A 26,084-nucleotide genomic window follows, 5' to 3' on the forward strand; every position below is an offset into this window, starting at 1 on the left:
ATGGCAACGCCCTGGAGCACCGCAGGCCACCTCCTGGAACTGATCCGCACCGGGCAGGCGCGCACCCGGGGTGAGCTCCAGCGCGTCACCGGCCTGTCACGCTCCACCGTCGGCCAGCGGCTCGACCAGCTCTTCGACGCCGGGTGGCTGCGCGCCGTCCCCGGCGGGCAGTCGACAGGGGGGCGCCCCTCCAACCTGCTGGAGTTCGACACCCGGCACGCCGTCGTCCTCGCCGCCGACCTCGACGTCACCCACGCCCGCGCCGCCGTGATGGACCTGGCGGGCGGCGTCCTCGCCGAGCACACCGGGGCCCTGCCGATCGAGGACGGCCCCGAGATCGTCCTCGACCGGCTCGGCCTGTGGTTCGCCGACCTGCTGGCCGCGGCCGGGACCGCTCCAGAGGCGGTCTGCGGGGTGGGCCTGTCACTCCCCGGGCCCGTCGACACCTCGTCGGGACGGGTCGTACGGCCGCCGATCATGCCGGGCTGGGACGGCTACCCGGTCCCGGAGCGGACGCGGAGCTCGCTCGCCGGGCACGCGGGGGTGGACGCCGCCGTCCCGGTCCTCGTCGACAACGACGCCAACCTGATGGGACTGGGCGAGCAGCGCCACGCGTTCGCCGACTGCTCCGCGTTCGTCCTGGTCAAGGTCTCCACCGGCATCGGCGCGGGCGTCGTCGTCGACGGCAGGGTCTTCCGCGGCATCGACGGCGGCGCCGGCGACCTCGGCCACATCCGCCTGCACGACCGGTCCGAGGCCCGCTGCATGTGCGGCTCGTACGGCTGCCTGGCCGCCGTCGCCAGCGGCCGGGCCCTGGCCGGTCAGCTCGCCGCTCTCGGCGTGCCCGCCCAGTCGGGCGCGGACGTCCGCGCCCACCTCGACGCGGGCTCCCCCGACGCGGGGCGCCTGGCCCGCGAGGCCGGACGCCGCTGCGGGGAGGTGCTCGTCACCGTCGTCACCCTGCTCAACCCCGGCGTGCTGATGATCGCCGGAGACCTGGCGGAGACCCACTTCGTCACCGGGGTACGCGAGCTGCTCTACCAGCGCGCCCTGCCCCGGGCCACGCGCAACCTGCAGGTCGTCACCTCCCGGCTCGGCGACCGCGCCGCGCTCGCCGGGGCCACCGCGATGGTGGTGGAGCACCTGTACGCCCCCGACCAGGCCGACGCCCGCCTGGCGGCGCCGGCCCGTCCGCACCACCGCTCACCGGCCGGAGTCGAATCGTGAACACCACCGCCCCCGTCGAGGTCGGCCTGATCGGTGCCGGCCCGTGGGCCCGCGCCATGCACGCCCGGATGCTGGCCGCGGGCCCGGAGACCCGCCTCACCGCCGTCTGGGCGCGCCGCGCCTCCGCCGCCCGGGAGATCGCCGGTCCGTACGGGGCGGTCGTCGCCGGCACGCCGGAGGAGCTGTTCGACCGGTGCGAGGCCGTCGCGTTCGCCGTACCCCCCGCCGTCCAGGCGGAGCTCGCCGTACGCGCGGCGAAGGCGGGCAGGGCGGTGCTGCTGGAGAAGCCGCTGGGGCCCGACCTCGCGTCGGCGCGTGCGGTGGCGGAGGCCGTCGCCGAGGCGGGCGTCGTCTCGCAGATGGTGCTGACCAAGCGCTACCACCCCGCCACCCGCGACTTCCTGCGCCGCGCCGCGCTGCTGGAGACGACCGGTGCCCGCTCGTGCTACCTGCACGGCGCCTTCCTCGGCGGTGAGTACGCCACCGGCTGGCGGCTGGAACAGGGAGCCCTGCTCGACCTCGGCCCGCACCTGCTGGACCTGCTGGACGCCGCGATCGGTCCCATCGCCGCCCTCCGGGCGACGGGCGACCCGCGCCGCTGGGTGGAGCTGACCTGCGAGCACGAGAACGGCGCCGTCAGCCAGGCGTCCCTGTCGGGCAGCGTCCTGCTGCCCGGCGCGCGCACCCGGATCGAGCTGCTCGGACCGGAGGGGGAGCTCGTCTTCGACACCTCCGGGATCGACCACGAGGAGTGCTGGCCCGTCCTGCGCGCCGAGTTCGCCGCCGCCGTGCGGTCGGGCCACCCGGGCGAGCTGGACGCGGCCCGGGGCTTGCGCCTGCAGGAACTGATCGACGCCGCGACGCCGCACTGACCTCGCCGTGCGGGCCGCCTGCCGCCTGCACGCCGACCTCGCCGTACCGGCCGCCTCCGCTTGGCGTCTCCGCGCCGACCTCGCCGTGCGGGTTATCCGGGGTGCTGCGGAGGCGTCAGGCATGTGAGGCAAGTGGGCCTCCGGCCAACGTGCCTGGCGCGATATCTGGGGTTGTCAGGCACGTTAGTCATGTCCGATTCCAACGTGGCCACTCGGTCACGACGAGCGACGCGCCGATGCGCGGTCAGAAACGATGCTTCCCGCGACGACGCGGACGGCGGCAGGGCCGGTCAGGGCCACGAATACGGTGAAGACCGCCGGGACAAGGAGCGCTGCCGACAGGGAAGCGACCTCCGCGACGTATCCGATGACCGCAGGTCCGGTCAGGGCGCCGCCGAAACTGATCGTGGTGACCGCCGACAGCGCCCGTCCCGGTCGGGTGGCCATCGCCCCGACGGTGCTGAAGATCACCGGGACGACCGTGGCCATGCCGGCCCCGACCAGGCTCCAGCCCGCGATCGCGCAGGCGACGGCGCCCGAACCGGCCAAGGGGGAGACCAGGACGAGCGCGTATCCGGCGGTGGCCACGGATCCGGCCAGCCGCATGGTGCGGGCGGGGCCGAGCCTGGCGCGCAGCGGATCGCCGAGGAAGCGGGTCACGGTCATCGCCGCCGCGAAGGCGGTGTAGATGACCGACGCCGTGGCCGGTTCGGCCGCGAGTTCCCAGCGGGCGTGCACGGCGGCCCAGTCGGTGGCTGTCGCCTCGCTGAGATACGCGGCGAAGACCACCGAACCCATGAAGGCGATCATGCCGACACTCAGCACGACCGGCCCGCCGGCCTCCTTCGTGACGGGCACGGGAGCGGTGAGCAGGAAGGGGCCGGGGACCAGGGAAACGACGATCACGGTGACCGCGACGGACACCATCAACATCCGCACGTCCACGCCCGCCGCCAGCGCCGCCGCGATCAACGCGCCGCCGATCACCCCGCCCAGGCTCCACACACCGTGCAGACTCCCCATGACGGGCTTGCCGAGTGCGCGCTCCACCTCGACGCCGTGCACGTTCAACGCGATGTTGACCGCGCCCGTGGCCGCGCCGAGCGGCAGGACGGCGACCGCCAGGACCCCGTAGGACGGCGCGAGAGCGACCCCGGCCAGCACGAACGCGCAGAGCGGCGTCGCGACCCGGAGTAGCCGGCGGCTGCCCCACCGATCGGCCGACCGGCCGGCGAGCGGCATCGTGACGAGCGCCCCCACCGCCAACAGGAGCAGCAGCGTGCCGATCCGGCCCGGACCGAGTTCGAGCCGCTCGTCGACCGCGGGCAGGGTCGCCACCCACAAAGCGTTGAGCACCCCGGCCAGCCCGAAGAACAGGGATAACGCCACCCGCTCACGCATCGACGCGATGCCCGTGTGAGCAGCGTCCCGCGACCGTCGTCAGATCCCGCAGGCTCACCAGATCGAGATCGGCGCCCGTGACGCCACGCACCCCTGCCACCGTCATCCCGGCAGCCCGACCGGCCCGGACCCCCGCCGGTGCGTCCTCGACCACAAGGCAGTGACGTGCATCGACGCCCAGGAGCTCCGCTCCCAGGCGGTAGCAGGCCGGATCGGGCTTGCCCTGGGCGACGTCGTCCGCGGTGACCAGAACCGGAGGCTTCGGCAGCCGGGCGGTCCCGATCCGCGCCAGCGCCAGCGGACGGGGACACGAGGTCACGATGCCCCACCGCTCGTCGTAGTCGTCATAGGAGTTGAGCAGGTCGACGGCTCCCGGCATCGCCGCGACGCCGTCCAGGTCCGCCTCCTCCAGACGCAGATTCTCCTCGGCGTCGGCGACGACCTCGGCGGGTGTCAGGCCGACGGCCAGTTCGGCGATCGTCTCGATCCCCGGACGTCCCGGCGAGACCTTCATGATCACCTGTAGATCCACACCCCGCTTGACGGACCAGGCCGCCCAGGCCCCGCCCACCGCGGCATCGGAGTCGACCAGCGTTCCATCCAGATCGAACAGCACCGCACAGAAGTCGCGCACCAGCACCTCGCTCATTGTTTTGTTCTCGGCGAGAGCATAATCAGGGGATGGCGGATGCCACAATGGGAGGCGTGCACGCGCCCACAACCAGTACCGAACTGCGGCTCCACAACCTGATCCGGCTGCTGCGCGCCGTGCACGTCGGCGGCGCGGAGCTCACCCGCTCCCAGCTCACCCGCGAGCTCGGGCTGGCCCGAGGCACCGCGACCGTCCTCATGAGTGAGCTGGCCGCCGCCGAAACGGTGCTGGAACGCCCTCAGACGGATCGGCCGCGCGGACGCCCGACTCACCTGGTCGGCCCACACCCGCGAGGCCCGCTCGCGCTCGCCGTCGACCTGCGGGAAGACTCCTGGTCCATCTCGGCAGCCGCTCTGGGCGGCGCGTCGCAGATGCTCGAATGCCGCCACCACACCGCCGGTCTGGCCATCGAGGTGCTGGCCGAACTGTCCGGCGCGCTACGACACCGCATGGCCGAGCTCACCGGACGGGTGGTGGGCATCGGCGTCGCGGTCCCCGCCAGCGTGCGCGACGGCCGCATCGTCGACGCGGTCCATTTGGACTGGCACGACGTCGACCTGATCTCCCTGCTGCGACTGGACGACGACCCTGTCGTCCAGCTCGGCAACGACGCCAGCCTGGCGGCGCTCGCCGAGGCGCGCCGGGGCGCCTTGCGCGGCGTCGACCTCGGCCTGCATCTGCATGTCTCGCTGGGTGTCGGCGGGGCACTCGTCGTCGCGGGAAGGCCGCTGACCGGCGCTCATGGCATGGCCGGAGAGTTCGGCCACCTCCCCCTGGCGGGCGACCCCCGTCGCGGGTGCGCCTGCGGATCGACCGGCTGCTGGGACCTCGACGTGGGGGCCAACGCGCTGATCCGGCACCTCGACCATGACATCCCGATCCACCGCCGCCTCCACCACGCCGGACAACTGATCGCCGAGGCGGCCACCGGCAACCCGGCGAGCGCCCGCGCGGTCGACGCGGTCGCCCGGGCACTCGGCCGAGGCATCGGCGCCCTCGTCAACGCGCACGACCCCGAGACCGTGACACTGTCCGGCCTGGGAGCCCAGATCCACGAGGTGGCCGCACCGGCGGTGGCGGCGGGGTGCGAAGAAACTCTCATGGCGTTCCGGCGGCGAAGCCCGGCCTTGCTCGCGGTATCCGGCCTCGGTGCCGCGGCCCCGCGCATAGGCGCCACAGAATTGATCTTCGACGCCTTCCTGACCACGGAGGGCCTGCGAACCTGGCGGGATCGACCGAGACGGGTCCTGCCGGACGAGGCCCCGCGAGCCACACCGATCTCCTGGTAAGCCTCCGGGGAGGACTGCCGCGATGACGGTCTTGGCAGCCGGGTCGGCACCCTGGCCCAGAGTGCTTCCTGCCCGCCGTCACTGCCTTTCGGCGATCCTCGTCAGGGCACGGTACCGAGGCGGTGGCGTCACTGATTCCCCTGTCGGCCCCCTGCTGCCCGGTAGTGCGACTCCAGAGCCTCGGCGGCTCTCCAGCTTGCCTGACATACCTTAACGACCTTCTAACCGCTGACCAGCCAGTTCAGTCGACAACCCCGGATAACCGGGGCGGCCTCCGCCTGTCGCCTCCGCGCTGACCGTGCCGTGCCGGCCGCCGCCGCGCCGATCGCGGCTTCGCCGGCCGCCACGCGCCGGCCGCCGCCCTGCCGGCCATGGTCGTCGCGGTCCTCCACCGAGCGCGGTCACCAGAACGATGATCTGCGACGAGTCCGGCCGGTTTCCTTCGCGTAGCCGGTTCTTTACCGACCACAAGGATGAGAGGATTCTATTTATATAGTTTCATACAGGCTCGGAAGGGAGATCCGGCATGGGTGGGGATGAGGTCACGCGGCTGCGTGCCCTGCGGGTGAAAGTGGCCGGCACCCGTCGCGAGGCCGGGTGGCGCCAGGCTCTCACCCAGGCGATCCTGCGCCGGTGCACGGACGAGGACATCCCGGGCGCCACGCACCGGGAAGATCTCGACGAGGCGGCCGAGCACGCGGGCTGGCTCCTCGCCCACGACTGCGACCAGTGGTCCTTCGCCCTGGTGGGACGGGTGCACGAGGTGCGGTGGGAGGACTTCGGCGACCCCGCCGACCGTGACGTCGCCATCACCATGCTCTCCGAGGCGGACGACCTCCGCGAGGAGAGCGCCTGGTTCAGCGCCGCCGACCACGAGGCCCTCGCCGAGCTGCTGCTGAGCCGCCACGCCGACCGGGGCGTGCCGTACGACCTGGACCTGGCGGTCGACAGGCTCAGGGCGGCCCTGCGCGGGTGCGACGACCGGGCGTCGGCCCTCTACCTGCGCTACCGGCTGGGCACGGCGCTGGCCACGCGCGTCACCGGTCAGGGGGCGGGGCCCGCGGACCTCGGCGAGGCCGTCGCCCTGCTGGAGAACGTGCTCCCCCACATGCCGGAGGGCGACCCGGCCACGTACCAGGCGACGTTCGCCCTGGGCGGGCTCCTGCGGAGGAGGGGGCTCGCCAACGGCAGCGCCACCGACCTGGAGGCGGCGCTCGCGCACCTGCGGACCGCCGTCTCCCTCGACCCCGGCGACACCGACGCGGCGGTCCTGCTCGGCATGGTGCGGCTGGCGCTCGGCCACGCCTGAGCGCCGCCCGCCGGGAGACGGGCGGATTCGGGACGTCAGCTCTTCCGTCCCGCGCCCCACGGCGGCGTGACGTAGGCGCGGTAGGGCCGCAGCACCACGTTGAGCCACGCCAGCCCCTCCGGGCCGTCGAGGTCGACGTGGAGCGGGGCCGGTGACAGGGGCAGGGGACCGCACCGGTCGAGGAACAGCACGACGCTCCGGTGCGGCAGGTCGCGACGGGAGATCCAGTCGAGGCCCGCCGCCGTCAGCCGGCCGCGCCCCACGGGTCCGTCTCGGCGCGGAGGAGGCCGTTGACGGTGAGGACGACTGGGAGGGGGAGGTCCCCGGCGCCGAACTGGAAGCCGGGAAGCGAGGTCGCGCCGTCGGCGCGGCGCAGCCGCAGCAGGCCGGGAAGGTCCGGGTCCACCCCCGCCGCGCGCAGCTCCTCCGGGGTCCGGGAGGGAACGGCCAGCAGCCTCTCCCTCGCCCCCGGATCTCGTCGTCGAGGTCGAGCTCGGCGAGGTCGGGGAGCATCTCCCTGAACCGCTCCAGCGTGGCCGGCAGTTCCCGGGCCGCGGGTCCCGCGCGGTGGTCGCCGAACTCGGCGGCGATGGCCCGGCGCAGCGGGTGGCCCGCCGGCAGCGAGGTTCGTACCAGCTCCAGCAGGGCCGGCCAGGCCGGGCCCGCGGACTCGTCAGGCTCCGCGGCGATCCGGTGCAGCAGCGCCCGCACGCGCGCCCAGGCCGCCTCGTCCAGCGTCTCGCGCAGCTCGTCGAGACGGCCGGCCAGCAGGGTGACGAGATCGTCGTCGTCGGGCATCCCGCTCTCCTATCTTCCGCGATGGGTGAGGGGCTTCCGCGGTGGGTGAGGGCGGACGGTCAGCCGTCCTCCCATAGGCGGTCCTCGGGGGCGCTCGACGGGGGCTCGCCCACGCGGGTGGCCGCCGCCCGCGCCTCGGCCAGCAGCGGATGCCCGTCGCCCAGGGCCGGCCGGCCGTGGGCCAGCGGCCGGCGGTCGAGCAGCGGTGCCAGGAGCGGCGCCACCTCCTCCACGCCGCCCGCGCTCATCCGGCGCAGCGCGAGATCCAGCCGCCCGGCCAGGACGAGCGGATGGGAGGCGTCCAGCGACTCACCGCCCAGGGCGACGAGCGCCGCGCTCGCGGCGTCGGCCTCGTCCCCGTGCCCGAGGGCGTGCGCGGCACGGGCGGTCAGCAGCAGCCGCTCCGCCTGGCCGGGGAAGTCGTCGTCCGTGCCGCGCTCGGCCTTGGCGAGGGCCGCCAGGACCCGCGCCGCGCCGGTCGCGTCGCCGAGGACCAGCTGCGCGGCGGCCTGGGCGCGCAACACCGCCCGCTCGGGCGGCAGCGCCCGCAGCGCGGTGAGCGCCTGGGACGGCTCGCCCGAGGCGGTGAGCGCCGTGGAGCGGATCAGCGTCGCCTCGGCGCCCAGCCGGGGCGACACCTGCCGCGCGAACCACTCCGTGGTGACGATGACCCCGGTGAGCAGGCGCACCGCCTGGGCGGGGAAGCCCGCGACCAGCTCGATCTCCGCCAGGCGCACCGTGTCGTACTGCGGCCAGTAGCCCTCGGGGGCCAGGTGTCGAGCGCGCACCCGGAGCGCCTCGGTCAGGTGGTGGCGCGCCTGCGCGGGCTGGCCCGCCGCGAGCAGCGCCTCGGCGAGGGTCACCCTGGCGGAGGCGGTGTTGACGTTGTCGGCCCCCAGGCGCTGCTCGCGGTCGGTCAGCGTCGCCTCGGCCAGGGTGACGCCGGTGACGACCCGCCCGGCGCGGGAGGCCGCCCTCGCCGTCGCCTGCCGGGTGAGCGTGAACCGCCGCCACGCGGGGACGACACCCGTGGCGGGGGAGGACTTGGCCCGCTGGTCGCCCACCTTCCGCAGCTCGCGCAGGCCCGCGCCGGGGTGGCCGGTCTCGACCAGCACCTCGGCCAGGTTGTGCCGCGCCCGCGCCCCGAACGACTCCGCGTCGGCCGGGGCGGGAAGCTCGCCCGCCACCCGCAGCGACCGCTCGAAACAGGCCCTCGCGGCCTCCAGGTCCCCCAGGCGCAGCAGGGCCAGCCCCTGCCTGCTGGTCACGTCGCACAGCGTCTGCCGGTCGGCCGGGTCGGACGCCAGCAGGTCCGCCAGCTCGCCGCCGACCTCCGCCGCCCGCGCCAGCAGGGGGCTGCTGTCGAGCAGGACCTGCAGGACCACCTCCAGGGCGCGGACCCTGGCCCGGCCGTTGGACCCCATCCGCTCGGTGAGCTCGGCCGTCCGCTCGGCCGTGTGCAGCCGCTCCGCCCACTCACCGGCCGGTGGCAGCAGGTCACGGGCCACCCAGTGCGCGCAGAGCGCGGCGGCCTGGCGGTCGGCGGGGCCCTCGGGGTCGTCGGCCATCGCCCGGAAGGCCAGCTCCGACAGGCGCCCGGCGCTCGCCGCCGCCCACCCCGCGGACGGGACGCCCACCGTCAGCGCGGCGAGCTCCAGCCGGGGCGCCAGATAGTGCGCGTACGCGGTGACGCGGCCCTCCCACCCGGCGGCGGCCGTGGCGCCGTAGACCTCCGTCACCTCCCACACCGGCGGGCTCTGCCCGGCCGGCGAGCGCTTCTCGGAGGTCGAGATGTCGCCGATGCCCAGGCGCACCTGGCTCAGCATGAAGCGCTCCACCTGGTGGAAACGCGCCACCCTGCGCAGGGCCGCGGTGACCAGGCCCTGCGCGGCGAGCAGCGAGCGCGGGGGCTCCGGCGCCCCGTCGCCCGAGACGAAGTCGTCGAAGGCGTGCTTGACCGCGAGGGCCACCAGCACGCGGCGGCTCCTGACCTCGTTGTACAGCCAGACGGCGCTGCGGCCCCTGTCGCCGTCGCCGCCCCGCGGCAGCCGTACCCGCTCGGCGACGTCCTCGGCCCGCACCTGGTGGTAGTCGCCACGGCGGAAGGCGTCGGCCGACGCCGCCGCGATGGCGGCGAGCCTGCGTTCCTGCGCCGACACCCTCCACCCCCTTCGGATCGCTGCGGATGAATATATCTCACTATGGTTCGGCGAACCTTAAATCAATGAGTTGACTATCGCAATAGACGCCCCGATGTCGCCCCGACATCGACCGGCTCGCGACCGGGAGGGAGGACACCCGCACCGGTTTGCTGGAGACCAGGAACCGGACGAGCAGCAGAGGTGATCATGTGTGAGATCGACATCGGACGGGCCGCCCAGTCGCTGGACCTGCGGGGCTGGGCCGTTCTGCGCGGGCAGGACTTCACGTCCGGCCACGGCGCCGACCACGCCGCGGTGACGGACATCGCCCGCCGCTTCGGCACCCCCTCCGCCCGCGACGCGGGACAGGCCGTCTGGGAGGTCAGGCCGCGCCCGGGGCGCGGCCACGGGACCTTCTCCGAACGCGCGGGACCCGCCCCCTTCCACACCGACGCCCAGTACCGCGCCCGGCCCGAGGACCTGGTCTGCCTGTTCGTGGTGAGGCCCGCGGCCGACGGCGGCGCCACCCTGCTGCTCGGCCGCGCCGACGCGGAGGCCGGGCTGGGCCGCCGCCCGCACGGTGACCTCGTCGCGGCGGCCCTGCGCCGGCCGCGCTGGGCCTGGACCGTCCCCGAGGCCTTCCGCTCCGCGCCCGGGGAGACCTCGCCGCCCGCGGCCGTGCTCCCCGGGGACGGCACGCTCCGCTGGCGGGCCGACAACCTCGCCCCGCGCCTGGACCCGTTCCAGCGCTGGGCCGCGGCCGAGTTCGCCGCCTGCCTGCGGACGGCCCCCGGGTCCCGGCGGATACGGCACGCCCCGGGGGGTGTGATCATCGTCGACAACCGGCGGGTCCTGCACGCGCGGAATCCCTTCCAGGACCCGCGACGGCTGGTGCTCCGGGTGCGGCTGTGGGCGCGCTGAGCCGGCGGGCGCTGACCCGCGACCCCGCCACGGCGCGCGAATGGGCGGCGGGAAGGGCCGCCGTGGCCACGGCGGTGCCGGCGCGCGGCGCCGAGGCGGACGCCTGGACGGTACGCGGCTGGGCGGAGGTCACGCTCGGCTGCGCCGTGCTCGGCCTCCCGGCCGCCTTCGACGGGCTCGACGACGTCGTCCGCGCGACCGGCGTCCGCGCGACCGGCGTCCGCGACGGCGGCCGGGGCGCCTCCAGGCTGCGCGCCCTGCGGTCGCTGCGCGGGCCCGTCCCTTCCTTTTACCCCGGCCCGGCGTCACCGGGCGAGGTGGCGCCGGTCGGCGCGCTCACCTGGCGGATGTGCGAGCTGCTCGCCGGGTTCTGCGACGCCGTCAGGCCCGCCCCCGCCCCGGACGGCCGTACCGGTGGCGGCCCGGGACGCGACTCGGGCCGGGCTCACCTGCGCTGGGGGGAGCGGTACCGGCCCACGCCCTCCCGCGACCACGTGATCGTCCCCGGCGCGGCCTTCTCCGGGATGCTCTGGCGCACCTGGATGCGCCTGCCGGGACGCCGAGGTCCGGTGAACGCGCTCGTCGACGGGCAGCGCCCGGTGCCCGGGCTCCAGCGGCGCGTCTGGCGCGGCATCCACGACGGCGCCCACCTTGACCACCTCGCCGCGACGTCCGGGGAGATCGAGTTCGGGGCCGGGCTGCTCGCCGCCGAGTCGTACGCGATGGCGGTGGAGACGGTCGCGCTGGTGGAGAGCGCGGCCCGCGGGGAGAGGGACCTGGCGGGGTGGCTGCGCCTGGGGCTCGTCGAGCGGATCGGCCGGGTGCCCGGCTTCCGCGAGCGGTCCTTCACCGGCGAGGGCCCGGCGCTGCGCGAGGCCCGGCGGTTCCGCGCCCCGGAACTCGAACCGCTGCCGACACTGTCGGCCGTCTACGTCACCGGGGCGCTGCGCCTCCTCGCCGGAGACGGCTCAGGGCTCGCCGACCGGCTCCACCGGGACCTGGTGGCCCGGTGGCGGGCGGCCTGCGCCACGTCCGCCCCCGCCCGGACCCTGACCGGACGGGCCGGGGAACTCCTCGCGCCCTCCCCTCAGGCCCACCCGGCGCCCCTGTCGGACAGGGCGCGCACGACCGCCTCCGCCACCTCGGGCAGCGGCACCGAGAGGTGGACCGCCCAGCGGGGGTGATGGCCGAGGTTGTCGAGGAGCGCCGTCCACAGCCAGCGCACCCCGGTCTCCAGAGGGACCCGCCCCCTGCCGGTCCCGACCAGCGGGAAGCAGAACGACGACAGGGGCGGCGAGAACGACGCCCGCTCCCTCTCGCCCAGCAGGAACACCTGGCGCACCGCCTGGGCGATCGTCGGCGGGGCCACGTCGTAGTCGTTGCGCCCGTGCGCGGCACCGCGACGGCGGCGTGGTAGATCCGCCGCACGCCGTTCGCGGCCAGGTCGCCGGGCCCCGTCGGGGCGACCGTCCCCGGCGCCACCGGGAGCCCGGCCCGGCCGTGGACGGCCGTCCAGTCGTTCAGCTCCAGCTGGACGACGTCCTCCAGCACCTCGCCCGTTGCGCCGCGGTGCGCCCCGGCCCGCCGCAGCGCCGCCGAGACCGAGGACTTGAACGTCTTCGACATCTCCATGTACACGTTCTCCGGCGAGACGAGGACGTCGACGCCGGTGATCAGCTCGATCGGCCGGACGTGCACCGTCACCCTCGCCCGCCCGGCCTCGACGAGCACCCTCGCCCGCCCGGCCAGGTGCAGGGCGTGCGGCGCGGGGTGCGACCTCAGGTCGCCGCGGATGGCGAGGATCTGCTCGGCCAGCTGCGCGAGCACCACGCGTTCCTGGTGTTTTCTGAACCGCTCGACGCTGATCCCGTACACCTGCGCCGCCCGGCGCCTGCGGTCGGAGGCCGGCCAGTCACGGGTGCCCTGGACGAGCCCGAACGTGTACGAGGCCGCGGAGCCGATGGTCGTCGCGCCGAGCCGTTCCGCGGCGTCGCCGATCAGCCGTTCGGCCGCCGCCACCGGCTCCAGCCCGGGGTGACAGGTGCTCACCGCCTGCCACAGCGCGGGCAGCGCCGCGTCGCGAAGCCGGAGCAGCCCACCGCTCGCGCAGGATCCGCAGGTCGGCGACGAGGCCTTCGTGCGAGGGAAGGGGGGCCATGGGATGGAGGGTTCCCCGTGCGGATGATCGGCAGACCCTTCCCCTCTCACCGGGCCGCCGGGGCGCGGGGGCGGTGCGGTCAGGGGGCGGCGACCGCGACGAAGCCGGCCCAGTGGCGCGGATGCCCGCCGTCGTCGGCCCAGTCCCAGGCCGTCCCCCGCTCGTCCTCAAGCAGGTGGCGCGCGTCGGCGACGTGTTCGGCCAGCGTCTCGTCGCCCAGCTCCGCCGCCGCCCGCCCGGCCCTCGCCACCATCCGCCCGTACGCGGCGAGATGGCCCGCCCGGTCGCGCAGCCGGAAGGCCTCCTGGGCCTCCCGCAGCGCGCCGGGCACCGAACCCGACCGGTCGAACCTCTCGTGGAACTCCGTCATGAGAAGGGCGGGGTGAGGACCCCGCAGCCGTCCGGCCAGAGCCCGTACCCGCCGGTCCGTGCCAGGCGGGTCCACGCGAGAGCCCGCAGCAGTTCCCGGGAGCCGGGGGCTGCGGAGTCGGCGGCGGCGCGGAACAGGCGCAGCGCCTCGGCCGAGTCACCGGCGAGCGTGGCGAGCGTTCCCCTGGCGACGAGGTCCGCGGGCTCACCGGTGGGCGGGTCGAGCGCGGCGAACGCGGCGGTGTAGTCGTCGTGCGGCTCGTCGTAGACGGGCGAGACAGGGGGAACAGGGGGAACGGGGGAAACGGAGGAGGGGTCCGTGCTCAACGCCGCTCCGTCTCTGGGCCGGGTGTGCGGTCTTCGACCGTAGGGGACGGGAGAGCGGGGAAGAAGGAGAACCGGATATCGGACATCGGGGCGTCGTTTCCGGCACCGTCCCAATCACGGGGGAGACGGACCCGCCCTCGTACCCGGGCCGCGGGCACCGGGGCCCGGGTACGTTCTCACTTACCGGGCCGCTCACCGCCCGAGCCCGGCCGCCGCCCGCGCACGGCCTTCGCGGCGGTCCTGACGGCCGCGATGGCCGCCGCGCCCGCCGCTCCGACCAGGGGTTCCCGCTCCTCGTCGGCCGTGGGGCCCGGGTCGGGGTGGGCGGGGCCTGCCCGGCCCGCGCGGACGGCCTCCAGCTGCGCGGCGAACGCGAGCCCCAGGAAGAGGGCGACCGAGCTGAGGAACGACCACAGCAACAGCGCCATGACGGCCGTGAGCGGTCCGTACGTCGCGCCGAAGGTGCCGCTGCTCTCGGTGTAGAGGGCCAGCAGGAGGGTGAAGACCGTCCACAGGGCGAGCGAGACCAGGGCGCCGAACGCCAGCCAGGTGTGGCCTGGCTGCCTCCTGCGCGGCGCGGCGCGGAACAGCACCGAGGTCGACAGCAGCGCCAGGAGGAAACCGAGCGGCCAGCGCACCAGGTTGAACGCGTCCGTGGCACCGTCGTTCCAGTCGTAGACCTGCGCCAGGGCCCTGCTGATGGCGCCGCCGCCGACCATCACCACGAAACCGGCGGTCATGAAGGTTCCGGCCGTCAGCGCCATCACCAGGGCCCGGCCGTACTTGCGGTGGAACGGCCGGTCCCGCTCGACGCCGTAGATGCGGTTCGCCCCACGCTCCACCTGGGCCATGGCGCTGGTCAGCGAGAACAGGGCGGTGGCGAGGCCGAGCCAGAGCGCGAGGGCGCCCCCGGTACGGCCCGCCTGCCGGTGGCTGTCGGCGAGGACGGCCTTGACCGCGTCCACCCCCGCCCCCGGCGCGAGCCGGCTCAGGATCAGTTCCAGCACCTCGCCGAGATGCTCCTGGTTGATCACCGAGCTCAGCCCGACCAGCGCGATGGCGCCGGGGATGATCGACAGGCAGATCTGGAAGGCCAGTGCCCTGGCGTTGGTCAGGCCCTCGCCGTACCTGAACCTGGCGACGGAGTCGCGGGCCAGGTGCCAGCGGCCGTATTTGCGCAGGGTCGTCCACGCGTGGTCGGCGGAGAGCTCTTCGCCGTTCATGGTCCGCGTCTGCGGGACCTTCGTCGCTGTTCCCATCTCGGACGGCCCGCTACCCCGAAAGCGGGGTCGCGAACAAAACGTCCCGGACTGTGGCCGACGACACTGGATAAGAGGCCGATTCTGGGTAGGGCAGGCCCATGGCTGAATTCCTCACAGATATCAAGGAGCTCCGGGCGCGGGCGCGTCAGGAGATCGACAAGGGTCCCATCACGTCGGCCTACGGCGCGGACCTGCCCCGGGTGATCCAGGTGTGCAACGAGGCCCTGGCGACCGAGCTGGTCTGCGTGCTCCGCTACAAGCGGCACTACTACACCGCCTCGGGCATCCACGCCGGGGTGGTGGCCGCGGAGTTCCTGGAGCACGCCGCCGAGGAGCAGGAGCACGCCGACCGTCTCGCCCAGCGCATCGTCCAGCTCGGCGGCGAGCCGGACTTCAACCCCGAGACGCTGGCCGCGCGCTCGCACGCCGAGTACGACGACAGTCTCGACCTGATCGAGATGGTCAAGGAGGACCTGGTCGCCGAGCGGATCGCGATCGCCTCCTACACCGAGATCGTCAACTGGCTGGGCAACGACGACGTGACCACCAGGCGCGTCTTCGAGGACCTGCTCGCCCAGGAGGAGGAGCACGCCGACGATCTCAAGAGCCTGCTGGAGAGGCTTCCCGGCGCCCTGTCCGGCGGGGACTCCGGGGAGCGGGGCTGAACGGCGGCCGGGGGCCGTCCGGCGCCGGGTGACCTGGCCCCCGGTGGTCGAGGGGCCGGGATCCGGCGGCCGGAACCCGAAGCGACAGGGGCCCGGTGACATCGGCCGGGCCGGTCGCGCCGGTCGCACGGCGCGGCCCGGCAGGCCCTGGTACGAGCGGGCCCTGGTACGAGCGGCCCGGCCCGGTCAGCCGGTCGTGCAGGACACCTCGGGGGAGGGGGAGCCCGTACCCGAGGCGATGAAGCCGAAGGTCGCGGTCGCGCCGGAGGCCAGGGAGCCGTTCCAGGCGGCGTTCCGCGCCGAGACGGCGGCTCCCGACTGGGTCACCGTCGCGTTCCACGACTGGCTGATCTGCCGCCCGGTGAACGTCCAGTTCGCCGTCCAGCCGGTGACGGCCACCGGGCCGTTGTTCCTGACGGTCACCTCGGCCTGGAAGCCGCCCGGCCACTGGTTGGCCGTACGGTAGGCCGCCGTGCAGCCGGCACCGGGCGTGGGGGTGGGAGTCGGCGTGGGGTTCGGCCCGGCGCCGAGCAGCGCGGCCAGCGCGGGGAACCACCGGTCGGAGATCTTCTGGTCGCCCGCCGCGTTGGGGTGCACCCCGTCGTAGGTGTCGGACGCGGTGCTGAAGCCCGTCCACTGGTCGACCACGACCACCGGTGACCGCGCGGTGGTCTTGCCCGCCACCCAGCCGGGGATCGCCGCGTTGAGCGCGGAGACCCGCTGCGCGCACTCACCGCACGTGCTCGGGTTCATGGGGATGATCTGGGCGACGAGGACCTTCGTGTCGGGGTTGCTCGCCCGCATCTGGTCCACCAGCTTGCCGTACGCGGCCAGGATGGTGGCGGTCGGACGGTTACTCCAGGCGTCGTTGGTGCCGAAGTGCATCAGCACGATGTCGGGCCTGGCCGTCGCGAGCCAGCCGGGGAGCTGGTTCTGGTCGGCGACGTTGGTGACCAGCGCCCCGCCGTGCCCCTCGTTGTCCCCGTCGTGCGCGACGCCGCAGCCCTGCGGCGGCAGGGTGCCGACGAAGTCGATCCCGGTGTGACCGGCGTTCACGAGGCGGTTCCAGAGCAGCGCCCGCCAGCATCCGGGGGAGCCGGTGATGGAGTCGCCGAGCGCCATGATCCTGGTGGCCGCCGCCTGGGCGGGGGCCGCGGTGCTCACCAGGAGTCCCATGGTCACGACCACGGCCGTCGCGGCCGCCAGAACCGTCAGAATCGCGCCGCTTCCGCGTGCCGTCCTTCGCATCTTCCGCTCCCGCCTCGGTGGGGGCCGATGCTAGGCGTCCCGGATGGGGGCGGGAAGCCGTCCGCCCACCGGGGATGGCCTGACCTGCGTGACCGTCACCGGCGGGGGTGTAACTTTCACCGTTCCTCGACGTGGCGGGATCTGTCGCGCGGGCCGGTGACGCGGGCGCCGTTGCACCCGGGCGGACTCCTGATTCCCCTGATTCCCCTGATTCCCCTGATTCCCCTGGTTTGCCGGTGACGCCACGCGACGCCGCTCATGCCAAGCCGCTCACGCGACGCCACGCGACGCGAGCCACGTCAAGCCGCTCACGTGTCACGCGACGCCACGCCACGCGAGCCACGTCAAGCCGCTCACGCGACGCCACTCAAGCCATGCCACGCCACTCGCGCCACGCCGACTACGCGAGCACCGCCCTGATCAGGCCCGCCAGCAGTGCCGTGCGGGCGGGTATCTCGGCCACGACGACGTGCTCGTCGTCGGCGTGGGCGCCCCCGCCCACCGCGCCGAGCCCGTCGAGCGTGGGACAGCCCGCCCCGGCGGTGAAGTTGCCGTCGGAGGCCCCGCCCACGCCGACCCCGGTGAGGGGGGCGAGCCCCAGTTCGGCGGCGACCTCCCTGGCGAGGGCGAACAGCCCGGCCGACGAGGAGTGCTCCATCGGAGGGCGGTTCGGGCCTCCGATGATCTCAAGGCGGGTCCCGGCGATCCGGGGGGAGAGCGCCCGCATCAGCTCGTCCACCCGCCGCTGCGTGGCGAGGGTGGGCACGCGGGCGTCCACCGACAGGCGGGCCAGCGCGGGCACGGTGTTGCCGGTGGTCCCGGCCGACAGCACGGTGGGCGTGACGGTGGCCGGTCCGAGGGACTCCGGCGTCACCCGGTCGCCGTCCGCCCGACGCCCGTGAGCCCCGTCGCCGGGGGCCCGGCCGTCGTTCACCCGGTCGGCGATGCCGGTGACGGCGAGGATCTGGTGGGCCAGCTCGACCCCGGCGTTCGCGCCCCTGCCGGGGTCGAGCCCCGCGTGCGCGCCACGGCCGTGCACCACGACCTCGTACATCGACGTGCCCTTGCGCGCGATCTTGAGCGCGCCGCCCTCGGCGCTCGCCTCCAGGACGAACGCGGCCGCGCGGCCGCGCGCCGACTCCTCGACCAGCGCGCGCGAGGTCGGGGAGCCGACCTCCTCGTCCCCGGTGACCAGAACGCACACCCCGTCCGGTGACGGCAGCGCGGCCAGCGCGTGGAACATCTGGACCAGCCCGGCCTTCATGTCGAACACCCCGGGTCCCCGGGCGATCCCGCCGGTGACCGACCAGGGATGGGTGAGGAGGGAGCCGATCGGCCAGACGGTGTCGTGGTGGCCGAGCAGCAGCACCCTGGGCGTGCCGAAGGTCCACCGCAGGTGGGTGACCCCGCCGATCACGATCGTCTCCGCCCTGACGCCGAGCCTGCGATACCCCTGGTCGGCGACCACCCGCGCGCTGCGGGCCACCGCCTGATGGTCGGCGGAGAACGACTCGCACACGACGAGCTCTCGCAGGTCCTCGATCATGACATCCAGGTTCACCGTGGTCGCCTCTTCGTCGATCCGCTGTTACCGCGACCGTATGACAGGCCGGTGGGGGCGGCGGCCCGCTTCCGCCGTCCGGTCAGGATCGTCCCACTCCTCCGTCGGGCCGGGGTCCTCCGCCCGCGCGTCCGGCCGGGATCGTCCGTTCCGCCTGGCCGGAATCGTCTCAGTCCTCCGTTGGGCCGGGATCCTTGGCCCGCGTGCCCGGCCGAGATCGTCCGCTCCGCCCTCCGGCCCGGATCGCCCGCTCCGCGCGGGGCTGACCACATGATCGGCACGGGGTGGCGCCGGGGCGGGCGGTCGGTGAAGGAAAACTACAGGGAGTATCACGGAAGTGGAGATAATTGACGCGGACGGTGGGGCGAACGTATTGTCCGGACAACGCCGACGCCTCGGTATTGGTGCCTTGACCTCGAAGAACACCCAACGGAGCGGTTCATGAAGCGACTAGCAGCGGCAGCGGTCTCCCTCTGCCTCGCCGCCGGTACCGCGGCGTGTGGCAGCGGCGGCGACAGCTCCGCCGGTGGCGTCTTCACCACGATCGACGCGCTCAAGCCGGGCATCGACGCGAACGCGCCGATCAACCCGTTCAACCCCAAGGGCAACGCCTTCAGGGGCTACAACGCCGAGTGGCTCGGGTGGACCAAGAACCATCTGACCGACCCGAACCAATTTTATCCGGGGGTCGCGCAGAGCTGGCAGATCGCCCCCGACCAGTCCTCGATCACCCTCCGGCTGCACCCGGGCGGGAAGTGGTCCGACGGCGAGCCGATCACCGCGGAGGACGTGAAGTTCTCCATCGGCCTGGCCTACACCCAGGGCGGCACCGCCTACGCCCTCGACCCCTCCGCGGCCGGTACGGCCTCCGACATCAAGATCGTGGACGACCGGACGATCAAGATCACCCAGGCGGCGAAGAACCCGAGCTCCTCCTTCGTCCGCAGCGTCATGGAGACCGTCATCGTCCCCGAGCACGTCTGGCGCGGCGTGCTGCCCGCCGACTTCTGGGAGAAACTGAGGCTCGCGCAGAGCACCGCCCCCGGCGCCGAGGCGGCGCGGGCCGGGATCACCAGCCTCGCGGACAAGGTCATCTCCTTCGCCCCGGCCAGGGACGTCTCCGCCGGGCCGTTCGTCCTGAAGCGCGTCAACCCGGGCGAGGCGCTGCTGGTCAAGAACAAGAACTTCCACAACGCCGCCAACGTCGCCGCCGACCAGGTGCGGATCCTCAACTACACCGGCAACGAGCAGGTCTGGAACTACCTGGTCGCCGGAAGGCTGGACAGCGCCCCGTTCACCGCGGTCCCCGCGGGGGTGATGCGGCGGATCACCCAGACCTCGGGCAACGCCGTCGTCAGGGGATACTCGCCCGTCAGCGAGGGGCTGGCGTTCAACCAGTCCAGGAAGCCCTACGACAACGTGCACGTCCGCCGGGCACTGGCCTACCTGATCGACCGTAAGCAGGTCACCAAGGTCGCCTCCCCCGAGGGCGGCACCGCCTCGGTCACCACCTCGGGCCTGCACCAGCAGGCCGCGAAGGCGTGGCTGGGCGACGGCCTCGCCACCCTGGACCCGTACCGGCACGACCCCGCCAGAGCCGCGAGCGAGCTGCGGGCCGCGGGCATGCGGAAGGTCGACGGTAAGTGGACGATGCCCGACGGCGGTCCCTGGAAGATGACCATCAACGTGCCCGCGTCCTTCTCCGACTGGCTGGCCGGTGCCAAGGCCGTCACCAGCCAGCTCAACGACGCCGGGATCGACGCGCAGGTCATGACCACCGCCGACTACCCGCTCTACCTGGAGGAGATGGCGGCCGGGAAGTACGACCTCGGCTTCTGGCTGGTGGCGCTCGGCCCCGCGCCGTACAACATCTTCCAGCGCCTGTACGGGGCCCAGAACGGCTGGCAGCTCTTCGGCGGCAGGCTCAAGCACGTCGCCCCCGGCACGGAGGGCAACTGGATGGGCGGCGCCGAGACCGTCGACGTCCCGGGCGCGGGCAGGGTCAACCCCGGCGAGCTGGCGGTCAGGCTGAACTCCGTCCCCGAGGCCGAGCAGCGGCGGATCGTCTCGACCCTCGCCAGGACCGCCAACCAGGACCTCCCGGTGATCCAGCTGTGGGACTACGTCAACACCCAGGTCGTCAACACCACCCGTTTCACCGGATTCCCGGGTGACGACAGCGACGCGCTGCGCCTCACCTCCGGGGTCTGGCTCCAGCTCGGCATGGTCAAGAGGAAGGACCGCGCATGACGGTCGTCGCACGCCGCCTCGCGGGCCACCTCGCCCGCGGGCTCGCCATGGTCCTGGTGGTCACCACGATCAGCTTCGTGATCATCAGGAACATCCCCGGCGACCCCATGAAGGCCCGCTACGAGAAGCTGGTCGAGCAGGGCATGTCGCCCGACCAGGCCGAGCGCGCCGTCGCGGTGCTGTACGGCTTCATGCCGAAGGGCACGATGTGGGAGCAGTACCTCGACTACATGAGGGGCCTGCTCCACCTCGACCTCGGCCAGTCGCTGAGCGTTCCCGGCGCGGAGGTGACCACCCTGCTCGGCTCGGCGGCCACCTGGACGATCCTGCCGGTCCTCGTCGGCACCCTGCTCAGCTTCGCGGTCGGCGTCATCCTGGGCGTCTACGCGGCGATCAAGCGGTCCAGCAAGCTGGGGGACATCCTCGCCGTCTCCGGCTCGCTCCTGCACGGCCTGCCGCAGTACGTCCTCGCGCTGCTGCTGAGCGCGGTCTTCACCACCCTGCTGCCGATCTTCCCCTCCAGCGGCACCGCGGACGTCACGCTCGAACCCGGGCTCAACGCCGCCTACCTCGGCTCGCTGGTCCAGTACGCCACGCTGCCGGTCCTTACCTACGCGCTGGCCGGGTACGGGGGCTGGATCCTGGCGATGAAGTCGAGCGTGGTCACCGTGCTGGGCGACGACTTCATCCTCGCCGCCGAGCTGCGCGGCATGAAGCGCGGGATCATCTTCCGCTACGTGGCGCGCAACGCGATCCTGCCGCTGTTCACCATCCTGGCGCTCTCCCTGGGCCTGCTGTTCGGCGGCGCGATCTTCATCGAGCGGATCTTCACCTACCCGGGGCTGGGCCTGCTGCTGCTCAACAGCATCACCGACCGCGACTACGCGCTGATGGGCGGGGCCTTCCTGCTGATCACCGTGGCGATCGTCATCGCCAACATCGTGGCCGACATGCTCTACACCGCCATCGACCCACGGGTCCGTTCCGGACAGGAGGCGTCATGACCGGAGTGACTGGAATGACCGGAGTGACCGGACGAATCGGGGAAGCTGTGGGAAACGGCCTCGTGATCGCGTACCCGGCGGGGGTGGTCGCGTGACGGCGCCGGTCATCACCGCTCCCGGCACCCCCGGTCCCTCGGGCGCTCCGGGCACCCCCGGCGTCTCCGGCACCCGCGCGACGCTGCGGCGCAACTTCCGGCGCGGCGTCTGGCGGGTCCTGCGGCGCAAGCCCAGCCGGATCGTGGGCGTGGCCATCCTGGGCGTGTTCGCGTTCATGGGGATCTTCGGGCCGCTGCTCTACCCCGCGCGGCTGCCGCGCGACGACAACGCGCTCTACGCGGCGCCGAGCCTGGCGCACCCCTTCGGCACCGACTTCGAGGGCACCGACGTGCTCGCCCTGGTGATCACCGGGGCCCGGTACGTCCTGCTGACCGCCCTGGTCACCGCCGTCATCACGGTCGCCCTCGGCACCGCCGTCGGGTTGTTCGCGGGCTTTCGGCGCGGGCGCTGGGACAGCGTGCTCATGCGGATCACCGACATGAAGCTCACCATCCCCGCCCTCCCGCTGCTGCTGGTCCTGTCGACCGTCTGGAAGTTCACCAGCGCGCTGGAGATGGGCCTGGTGCTCGGGCTCCTCGGCTGGGGCGGGGTGGCGCGCGCCGTACGGGCGCAGACCCTCTCGCTGCGCGAGCGCGGCTTCATCGAGGCGGCGCGGGGCCTCGGCCTGTCCGGCCGGCACATCATCGGCAGGGAACTGCTGCCCAGCATGGCCCCCTTCATCGCGATGAACATGCTCATCGCGGTGACCGGCGCGGTGTACGCGCAGGTGGGCCTGTTCTTCCTGGGCGTGCTGCCGTTCGACGCCAACAACTGGGGCGTCATGCTCAACCTCGCCGTGTTCGGCGGCGGCGCGCTGACGACGACCACCGCGCTGCCGTACATGCTGGCGCCGCTGCTGGCGATCCTGCTGCTCACCCTGGGCATCGTCCTCGTCGTCGACGCCATGGACGAGATCTTCAATCCCCGGCTGCGGGAGGACTGAGCAGATGTTCACACGTTCGGATTCGGAGAAGGCGTCCGCGACACCGGGCGAGCGGCTGTCCGCGGCCGTGAGAACCCGGGGCGCCCGGGGAGCCCGCGGGACGGAGGCCGCCGCGAGCCCCCGCGACGCGGGGAGGGGCGGGCCGCCGGGAGTACGCGTCGGCGACCTGTCCGTCGTCTACCGGACGTCGGCGGGGGAACTGCCCGCCGTGTCGGGGATCGATCTCGAACTGGTGCCCGGGACGATCACCGGGGTGGTCGGCGAGTCGGGGTCCGGCAAGTCCACCCTGGCGCTGTCGCTGCTCAACGCGGTCCAGCCCCCCGGCAGGATCCGCTCGGGCAGCGTGGAGATCGACGGGCTCGGCGACGTCGTCGGGTTGCGGGGCGACGACCTGCGCCGGGCGCGGGGACGGCACATCGGGTACGTCTTCCAGGCCGCCCAGAACTCCCTCAACCCGCTCAAGACGGTCGGCAAGCAGCTCCTCGACCTGGGCCGCTCGCACGACATCCAGGACCTGCGGGGACTGGTCAGGGATGCCAGGGACCTGCTCGGCAGGATGGGCATGGACGGCGCGCGCGTGCTCGACTCCCACCAGCACGAGCTGTCCGGCGGCATGCGCCAGCGGGTCGGCATCATGCTCGCGCTGGTGCTCAACGCCCACCTCGTCATCCTGGACGAGCCCACGACCGCCCTAGACATGATCACCCAGGCCACGATCCTGCGGATCATCAGGGAGGTCCACGAGGAGCGCGGGCTCACCACGCTCGTCATCACCCACGACCTCGGCGTGGTGGCCGAGGTCGCCGACCGGCTCGCCGTCATGTACGGCGGGCGCGTGGTGGAGCAGGGGCCGACCACCGAGGTGCTCGGCGCCCCCCGCCACCCCTACACCCAGGGCCTGATCCGGGCCATCCCGCGCCTGATCGGCGACATCGGGGAGGCGAGAGCGCTGCCCGGCCGCCCGCCGACGCTTGGGACCGTTCCGTCGAGGGGATGCGTCTTCAGGGAGCGTTGCGAGCTGCGCGTGGACGTCTGCGAGACCGAGGAGCCGCCCGCCGTCTCACGCGGCGAGTGGATCGTGGCCTGCCACGCCGTCGCCGCCCGCCACGCGACCGAGGACGCGGCCACCGCGCGTACCGGGAACGGGACCAGGAGCGAGGCCGGGACCGCGAACGAGGCCGCGAACGAGGCCGGGACCGGAAATGGGAACGCGAGCGGGAACGGAGCCGAGAACGCCGCACGTGGCGCGAACGGAGACGGGACCGCGAACGGAACCGGAACCGAAACCGGGACCGGAACCGAAACCGGGACCGGGAAGACGAACGGGACCCGGGCCGGAAACGGGAACGGAGCCGGAGACGGGACCGCGTACGAGGACCGGGACGCGGTTCTGCGGGGAGCCGGACGGGGCGCCCGGGCACACGGACCGAGGGAGAAAACGTGATCACTGGTCAGGGAGTCACGAAGACCTTCAAACAGCGGGGTGGCTTCCTCCCCGGACGTGAGGTGAAGGCGCTGCGCGGCGTCGACTTCGCCATCCCGAAGGGCGGGGCGGCGTCGTTCATCGGTGAGTCGGGCTGCGGCAAGACGACGCTCGGGCGGATCATCGCCGGGCTGGAGAGGCACGACTCCGGAGAGATCACCATCGACGGCACGCCCATGTCGTCGCTGCGCCCGAAGCAGCGCGAGCCCTACTTCCGCCGCATCCAGCTCATTCACCAGGACCCGTACTCGGCGCTCAACCCGACCCGCACCGTGCACCAGACGCTGGACGCGCCGCTGTCGCTGCGGGCCGCGCAGACCGGCCGCTCGCGGGCGTGGGTGGACGGGCGCGCCCAGGAACTGCTGGAGCTGGTCGGCCTCGACCCCGGCTACGTGCTGTCCCGCTATCCCCACCAGCTCTCCGGCGGCATGCGCCAGCGGGTCGTCATCGCCCGCGCCCTCACCGTAGACCCCGAGATGCTCGTCGCCGACGAGGCCGTCTCCATGATCGACGTATCGCTGCGGCTCGGCATCCTCGCCCTCCTCAAGGACCTCCGCGAGCGCCTCGGGGTGAGCGTGCTGTTCATCACCCACGACGTGGCGACCGCGCGCTACATCGGTGACGACGGCGAGCTGTACGTCATCTACCGGGGGGAGGTCGTCGAGCGGGGTCACGTCGAGACGATCATCTCCGGTCCCGTGCACCCGTACACCCAGTCGCTGCTGTCGGCCATCCCCGTGCTGCACGGCCTGGAGCGGCCCGGCGAGGAGCCGGTGACGCCGACCGGGGCGCTCGACGAGAGCCGCCCCGACGCGGGCTGCCTGTTCGCCCGGCGCTGCCCGTTCCGTACCGATCGCTGCGAGTCGGAGCATCCGCTGCTCGGCCACGGCGGAGGTACGCCCCAGGAGCACGCCTGTTTCCACCCCGCTCCGCGCGACGTCGTCGCCATGCCGCTCGGCCACTCGTGAGCCCGCTGGGAAACGGTCCCGGGGCGGGACCGTGGAGCGCGGGCGAGACGCCGGGGGCGTCCGGTGGCCGCGAGGCGCCGAGAGCCTCCGAAGCGCCGGGAGCTTCTGAGACGCCAAGGGCCTCCGAAGCTCCGGAAGCCGCTGAGACGCCGAGGGCCTCGGAGACGTCGGAAGCCTCCGACGCGCCGGGAGTCCGCGAGATGCCAGGGACGCGTGCGGCGTCCGGGATCCGCGAGGCCGTCGCCGCCGACGCGGCGGCGCTCGCGGGGATCGCCGGGGCCGCGCTCACCCATGACGCCGGGGAGGCCGCGAGCCTGGTCGCCAGGCTCGCCGCGCCGCCCGCGTACCGGTCCTGGACGGCGCTGGTGACACGCGACCTCGACGGGGTGGTGTTCGCCTCCATGTCGGCGCGCGACCCGCACGCGGGCCACGTCGACCTGCTCGCGGTGCGTCCCGAGGCCCGGGGGACGGGCCTCGGCAGGGCACTGGCCGTCGCGGCCGAGGACTGGCTGCGCGGACAGGGGGCGACCGAGGCCCGCTTCGCCGGCAACCCGCCCTGCTACGCCTGGCCCGGCATCGACGTGCGCTACACCGAGGCCGCCTGCCTGGCCGAGAGCCTCGGCTACGAGCGCTACCGGGTCGCCTGGAACATGACCGCCGACCTCACCGGGGACCTCTCCGTCGACGCCGACCTCGCGCGGCTGGCGGCCTCCGGGGTCACCGTGCACACCGCCGCCCCCGGGGAGCGCGCCGCCGTGTCGGCCTTCGTCGAGGAGCACTGGAACGCCCGCTGGGCCTGGGAGGCGGAGCAGGCCACCGGCTGCCACTACGCCGTCAGGGAGGACGAGATCCTCGGCTTCGCCGCGTGGGGTTCGCGGCCCTCCTGGTTCGGCCCGATGGGCACCGCGCCGGCCGCGCGGGGCCTGGGGGTCGGCCGCGTGCTCGTACGCCGCTGCCTCGCCGAGCAGCGGGCGGCGGGCATGTCGAGCACCCAGATCAGCTGGGTGGGGCCGCTGCGCTTCTACGCCAGGGCGGTCGGCGCGCGCGCCGAGCGGGTCTTCTGGCTCTACCGCCGTGGTCTGCCGTGACGGCCTCCGGGCCTGCCGTGACGGCCTCCGCCCGTGGGGCGGGCCGATGGGC

Annotated in this window: 25 protein-coding genes; 14 read left to right on the forward strand and 11 right to left on the reverse strand. The window is 73.6% G+C overall.

The features are described 5' to 3' along the window. Positions 1-1,227, forward strand: a complete 1,227-nt coding sequence (locus tag ACSC1Q_RS26910; protein ID WP_436761462.1) for an ROK family transcriptional regulator — start codon at positions 1-3, stop codon at positions 1,225-1,227. Further along, positions 1,224-2,099 carry a Gfo/Idh/MocA family protein gene (locus ACSC1Q_RS26915; protein ID WP_436761463.1) on the forward strand — a complete coding sequence of 292 codons (876 nt, stop codon included), beginning with the start codon at positions 1,224-1,226 and terminating at the stop codon, positions 2,097-2,099. Before ACSC1Q_RS26910 ends, ACSC1Q_RS26915 begins: the two co-directional genes overlap by 4 nt. A gap of 216 nt (positions 2,100-2,315) precedes the next feature. Here ACSC1Q_RS26915 and ACSC1Q_RS26920 read toward each other — a convergent pair whose 3' ends face one another. Further along, on the reverse strand, positions 2,316-3,500 hold the full coding sequence (locus ACSC1Q_RS26920; protein ID WP_436761464.1) for an MFS transporter: 1,185 nt from the start codon (positions 3,498-3,500) through the stop codon (positions 2,316-2,318). Next, entirely contained in the window at positions 3,493-4,149 is a 657-nt protein-coding gene (locus tag ACSC1Q_RS26925) for an HAD-IA family hydrolase (protein WP_436761465.1), read from the reverse strand. Before ACSC1Q_RS26925 ends, ACSC1Q_RS26920 begins: the two co-directional genes overlap by 8 nt. 32 nt (positions 4,150-4,181) lie before the next feature. On the opposite strand from ACSC1Q_RS26925, the gene ACSC1Q_RS26930 reads away from it, so the two are divergent. Continuing rightward, positions 4,182-5,441: an ROK family protein gene (locus ACSC1Q_RS26930; RefSeq protein ID WP_436761466.1), complete on the forward strand. Its 1,260-nt coding sequence runs from the start codon at positions 4,182-4,184 to the stop codon at positions 5,439-5,441. A gap of 526 nt (positions 5,442-5,967) precedes the next feature. After that, positions 5,968-6,750, forward strand: a complete 783-nt coding sequence (locus tag ACSC1Q_RS26935; protein ID WP_436761467.1) for a tetratricopeptide repeat protein — start codon at positions 5,968-5,970, stop codon at positions 6,748-6,750. A gap of 35 nt (positions 6,751-6,785) precedes the next feature. On the opposite strand, the gene ACSC1Q_RS26940 is transcribed toward ACSC1Q_RS26935, so the two are convergent. From ACSC1Q_RS26940 to ACSC1Q_RS26950, 3 genes are all read right to left on the reverse strand, one after another. Beyond that, the gene (locus ACSC1Q_RS26940) at positions 6,786-7,013 is read right to left on the reverse strand and encodes a dCTP deaminase/dUTPase family protein (RefSeq protein WP_436761468.1); all 228 of its coding nucleotides are present in this window, start codon (positions 7,011-7,013) and stop codon (positions 6,786-6,788) included. Then, a complete protein-coding gene (locus ACSC1Q_RS26945) occupies positions 6,995-7,156 on the reverse strand; it encodes a hypothetical protein (RefSeq protein WP_436761469.1) in 162 nt (53 codons plus the stop codon). Before ACSC1Q_RS26945 ends, ACSC1Q_RS26940 begins: the two co-directional genes overlap by 19 nt. 451 nt (positions 7,157-7,607) lie before the next feature. Further along, the gene (locus tag ACSC1Q_RS26950; protein ID WP_436761470.1) at positions 7,608-9,707 is read right to left on the reverse strand and encodes a tetratricopeptide repeat-containing protein; all 2,100 of its coding nucleotides are present in this window, start codon (positions 9,705-9,707) and stop codon (positions 7,608-7,610) included. A 189-nt stretch (positions 9,708-9,896) separates the two neighbouring features. On the opposite strand from ACSC1Q_RS26950, the gene ACSC1Q_RS26955 reads away from it, so the two are divergent. Next, positions 9,897-10,610, forward strand: a complete 714-nt coding sequence (locus ACSC1Q_RS26955; protein WP_436761471.1) for a TauD/TfdA family dioxygenase — start codon at positions 9,897-9,899, stop codon at positions 10,608-10,610. Further along, positions 10,598-11,794 carry a hypothetical protein gene (locus tag ACSC1Q_RS26960; protein ID WP_436761472.1) on the forward strand — a complete coding sequence of 399 codons (1,197 nt, stop codon included), beginning with the start codon at positions 10,598-10,600 and terminating at the stop codon, positions 11,792-11,794. The genes ACSC1Q_RS26955 and ACSC1Q_RS26960 overlap by 13 nt, the downstream gene beginning before the upstream one ends. Here ACSC1Q_RS26960 and ACSC1Q_RS26965 read toward each other — a convergent pair. Further along, positions 11,698-11,979: a macro domain-containing protein gene (locus tag ACSC1Q_RS26965; RefSeq protein WP_436761473.1), complete on the reverse strand. Its 282-nt coding sequence runs from the start codon at positions 11,977-11,979 to the stop codon at positions 11,698-11,700. The genes ACSC1Q_RS26960 and ACSC1Q_RS26965 overlap by 97 nt on opposite strands. 240 nt (positions 11,980-12,219) lie before the next feature. On the opposite strand from ACSC1Q_RS26965, the gene ACSC1Q_RS26970 reads away from it, so the two are divergent. Further along, entirely contained in the window at positions 12,220-12,648 is a 429-nt protein-coding gene (locus ACSC1Q_RS26970; RefSeq protein ID WP_436761474.1) for a hypothetical protein, read from the forward strand. Positions 12,649-12,847: 199 nt separating this feature from the next. On the opposite strand, the gene ACSC1Q_RS26975 is transcribed toward ACSC1Q_RS26970, so the two are convergent. From ACSC1Q_RS26975 to ACSC1Q_RS26985, 3 genes are all read right to left on the reverse strand, one after another. Then, positions 12,848-13,138 (reverse strand): hypothetical protein, encoded by a 291-nt coding sequence (locus ACSC1Q_RS26975; protein WP_436761475.1) that lies wholly within the window; start codon positions 13,136-13,138, stop codon positions 12,848-12,850. After that, positions 13,135-13,464: a hypothetical protein gene (locus ACSC1Q_RS26980; RefSeq protein WP_436761476.1), complete on the reverse strand. Its 330-nt coding sequence runs from the start codon at positions 13,462-13,464 to the stop codon at positions 13,135-13,137. Before ACSC1Q_RS26980 ends, ACSC1Q_RS26975 begins: the two co-directional genes overlap by 4 nt. A 176-nt stretch (positions 13,465-13,640) precedes the next feature. Next, positions 13,641-14,687, reverse strand: coding sequence for a YihY/virulence factor BrkB family protein (locus ACSC1Q_RS26985; protein WP_436761477.1), 1,047 nt, complete (start codon positions 14,685-14,687; stop codon positions 13,641-13,643). A 137-nt stretch (positions 14,688-14,824) separates the two neighbouring features. On the opposite strand from ACSC1Q_RS26985, the gene ACSC1Q_RS26990 reads away from it, so the two are divergent. Continuing rightward, positions 14,825-15,391, forward strand: coding sequence for a ferritin-like domain-containing protein (locus ACSC1Q_RS26990; RefSeq protein ID WP_436761478.1), 567 nt, complete (start codon positions 14,825-14,827; stop codon positions 15,389-15,391). Between the two features lie 186 nt (positions 15,392-15,577). On the opposite strand, the gene ACSC1Q_RS26995 is transcribed toward ACSC1Q_RS26990, so the two are convergent. Both ACSC1Q_RS26995 and ACSC1Q_RS27000 read right to left on the reverse strand, forming a co-directional pair. Further along, a complete protein-coding gene (locus tag ACSC1Q_RS26995; protein ID WP_436761479.1) occupies positions 15,578-16,639 on the reverse strand; it encodes a cellulose binding domain-containing protein in 1,062 nt (353 codons plus the stop codon). A gap of 400 nt (positions 16,640-17,039) precedes the next feature. Next, positions 17,040-18,200: a M20 family metallopeptidase gene (locus tag ACSC1Q_RS27000; protein WP_436761480.1), complete on the reverse strand. Its 1,161-nt coding sequence runs from the start codon at positions 18,198-18,200 to the stop codon at positions 17,040-17,042. A gap of 441 nt (positions 18,201-18,641) precedes the next feature. Between ACSC1Q_RS27000 and ACSC1Q_RS27005 the strand changes: the two genes are divergently transcribed. The 6 genes from ACSC1Q_RS27005 (at position 18,642) to ACSC1Q_RS27030 (ending at position 26,032) form a co-directional block, all read left to right on the forward strand. Continuing rightward, the gene (locus ACSC1Q_RS27005; protein WP_436761481.1) at positions 18,642-20,450 is read left to right on the forward strand and encodes an ABC transporter substrate-binding protein; all 1,809 of its coding nucleotides are present in this window, start codon (positions 18,642-18,644) and stop codon (positions 20,448-20,450) included. Beyond that, positions 20,447-21,454, forward strand: a complete 1,008-nt coding sequence (locus tag ACSC1Q_RS27010) for an ABC transporter permease (protein ID WP_436761482.1) — start codon at positions 20,447-20,449, stop codon at positions 21,452-21,454. The genes ACSC1Q_RS27005 and ACSC1Q_RS27010 overlap by 4 nt, the downstream gene beginning before the upstream one ends. A 91-nt stretch (positions 21,455-21,545) precedes the next feature. Then, the gene (locus ACSC1Q_RS27015) at positions 21,546-22,493 is read left to right on the forward strand and encodes an ABC transporter permease (protein WP_436761483.1); all 948 of its coding nucleotides are present in this window, start codon (positions 21,546-21,548) and stop codon (positions 22,491-22,493) included. Positions 22,494-22,497: 4 nt separating this feature from the next. Continuing rightward, the gene (locus ACSC1Q_RS27020) at positions 22,498-23,937 is read left to right on the forward strand and encodes an ABC transporter ATP-binding protein (RefSeq protein WP_436761484.1); all 1,440 of its coding nucleotides are present in this window, start codon (positions 22,498-22,500) and stop codon (positions 23,935-23,937) included. After that, positions 23,934-24,944: an ABC transporter ATP-binding protein gene (locus ACSC1Q_RS27025; RefSeq protein WP_436761485.1), complete on the forward strand. Its 1,011-nt coding sequence runs from the start codon at positions 23,934-23,936 to the stop codon at positions 24,942-24,944. The genes ACSC1Q_RS27020 and ACSC1Q_RS27025 overlap by 4 nt, the downstream gene beginning before the upstream one ends. A gap of 200 nt (positions 24,945-25,144) precedes the next feature. Continuing rightward, positions 25,145-26,032: a GNAT family N-acetyltransferase gene (locus tag ACSC1Q_RS27030; RefSeq protein WP_436761486.1), complete on the forward strand. Its 888-nt coding sequence runs from the start codon at positions 25,145-25,147 to the stop codon at positions 26,030-26,032. Positions 26,033-26,084 lie beyond the last annotated feature (52 nt).

The sequence above is a fragment of the Streptosporangium heterodermiicola genome (assembly GCF_051390675.1).
GTDB lineage: Bacteria > Actinomycetota > Actinomycetes > Streptosporangiales > Streptosporangiaceae > Streptosporangium.